Raw genomic sequence first — 1,953 nt, 5'->3', positions numbered from 1 at the left:
TGCGACGCGGCAATCAGCATGAGAACGCGCGACAATCAAGGTGAGGTGCGCCAGGCCAAGCTGGCGAGTTCCAGCCGGTGCAAGTCCGGCCCAGGAAAGGGGTAGCGCCCGCCTGGTAGCGAGTGTTGCGGCGCGGAAGGCGACGACCGCGGCGAAGCGTACACAGCAATTATGCGGGGTGTGGGAGTGAGCCACGATAATGATAAGATCGCAGGGGCCGAGACGTTCTCATCCGTCGAAGGCGACACGTGCGGCGCCGCTATGCGAGGCGCCGTCGCCCTGCCGGGGTCTGGGGCCACATCACGTATAAAAGGAACGCGTCGGAACCTGGGAGGTCTCCTGTCTGGCCGGATGGCGTCAGCCACGCCGGTCCGCATCGGGAAGGCGAGGAGCCGTAGCCGAGGATGAACGGGCAGGAGAAGTCAGACTCCGGCACAGTAGCTGCGAAGCCGACGAACAAAGCCGGGCGACCGGGGGCGGAGCCGGTGGAGCCAAGGCCGGGGACCGAGGGGAACGCGGGCCAGCAAAGCACGCACCGGGCACAGGACCGGGCTCGCGTGACCCAAGCGCTGGAACGCGTACGGAAAGCCGCTAAGCTGAAAAGGAGGGAGCGGTTCACCGCGCTCCTCCACCACATCACGGTCGATACGCTCCGGATGGCGTTCTATGCGCTTCGGCGCAAAGCCGCCCCAGGCGTGGATGGCGTGACGTGGCGGGACTACGAGGCAAATCGTGAGCCTTGGCTCGCCGATCTGCACGCTCGGGTCCACGGGGGAGCATACCGCCCGCAACCATCTCGCCGGACGTACATACCTAAGGCGGATGGGAGGCAGCGGCCACTGGCGATTGCAGCCCTGGAAGACAAGATCGTTCAAGGGGCTACCGTCATGGTGCTCAACGCCATCTATGAGGTCGACTTTTGTGGTTTCTCCTACGGGTTCCGACCCGGCAGAGGGCCGCACGATGCGATGGATGCGCTTTGTGTAGCGATCGACCAGCGGAAGGTGAACTGGATTATTGACGCCGACATCCAGAACTTCTTTGGGGCGGTCAGCCAGGAATGGCTGCTCCGCTTCCTGGAACACAGGATCGGCGACAAGCGCATCATCCGCCTGATCCAGAAATGGCTAAGGGCGGGCATCCTCGAAGATGGGATCGTGACCGTGGATGACAGGGGAACGGGGCAGGGCTCGGTGATCTCACCGCTCCTCGGCAACATCTACCTGCACTACGTTCTCGACCTCTGGGCGAATCGCTGGCGACAGCGCGACGCCACAGGCGAAATGATTATCGTGCGCTACGCGGACGATGTCATCGTTGGCTTCGAGCGCGAGGACGACGCCCGTCGTTTCCTCGATGCGATGCGCGCAAGGTTGGAGGAGTTCACGCTGTCGCTTCACCCGGACAAGACCCGCCTGATTGAGTTTGGTCGCCTCGCGGCGGTCAATCGAAAGAATCGTGGGTTCGGAAAACCGGAGACCTTTACTTTTCTGGGGTTCACGTTCATCTGCGGAAAATCGCGTCGCGGGCATTTCCAGCTTCAACGGAAGACCCGTGGCGACCGCATGCGCAAGAAGCTCCAGGACATCAAGGTCGAGTTGCGACGGCGGATGCACTGGCCAATCTCCGAACAGGGGAAATGGCTGAGGCAGATCGTAGGCGGCCACTTCGCCTACTTCGCGGTGCCGACGAATATCCGAGCGCTCACGGCGTTCAGATATCAGGTGATCGGCCTTTGGCAGCGATGGCTTCGGCGGCGCAGCCAAAAGGACGATGGGGCCTGGGCGCGCATCGTGAAGTTAGCCGACGATCATCTCCCCAAGCCCCGCAATCTCCATCCATGGCCAAGTGTTCGCTTCGCCGTCAAACATCCAAGGTAGGAGCCACGTGCGGGAAAGCCGCTCGCGTGGATCTGTGCGGGGGGCGCTCGGCAACGGGCGTCCCTACCGCGAT

The 1,953-nt window shown here is 62.9% G+C and carries 1 protein-coding gene; it reads left to right on the top strand.

All coding sequences use genetic code 11. The features are described 5' to 3' along the window. The first annotated feature begins 404 nt into the window (after positions 1-404). Positions 405-1,880: a group II intron reverse transcriptase/maturase gene (gene ltrA, locus V5F77_RS28640; protein ID WP_429008447.1), complete on the top strand. Its 1,476-nt coding sequence runs from the start codon at positions 405-407 to the stop codon at positions 1,878-1,880. The last annotated feature ends 73 nt before the right edge of the window (positions 1,881-1,953 follow it).

The sequence above is a fragment of the Roseixanthobacter psychrophilus genome, from assembly GCF_043195195.1.
Classification (GTDB): Bacteria; Pseudomonadota; Alphaproteobacteria; order Rhizobiales; family Xanthobacteraceae; genus NCEH01.
This window is presented reverse-complemented; position numbering and strand designations above follow the sequence as displayed.